The organism is Veillonella parvula, from assembly GCF_024461875.1.
Classification (GTDB): Bacteria; Bacillota; Negativicutes; order Veillonellales; family Veillonellaceae; genus Veillonella; species Veillonella parvula_I.
Map to the genome: position 1 here is coordinate 1 of NZ_JANGAL010000098.1, position 241 is coordinate 241.

1 protein-coding gene is annotated in these 241 nt (G+C 37.8%); it reads left to right on the forward strand.

Annotated elements, in window-relative coordinates; translation table 11 throughout:
- Positions 1-27 precede the first annotated feature (27 nt).
- Positions 28-241, forward strand: a 214-nt coding sequence (locus NE668_RS10005; RefSeq protein WP_256196867.1) for a helix-turn-helix domain-containing protein, incomplete at its 3' end; no start/stop codon positions are given.

Here is a 241-nt window from a genome sequence, read left to right on the forward strand (position 1 = left end):
GAAAGCAGTTAAAGGAGAAGAAAACAAATGAAGAATAAGCAACACACACTTCCATCATTTTTTCTCATATCATCAGCCGTGGACGGTAACGAAAACGCCATAGAAAAGCTGTTGCTGTTCTATGAAGCCTATATATCAAAATGCTGTTTACGCCCGTTTTACGATGAATACGGCAACGTATACATTGTGGTTGATATGGAATTAAAGGGACGTATCAGAGAAGCCCTTTTGAAAATGATAT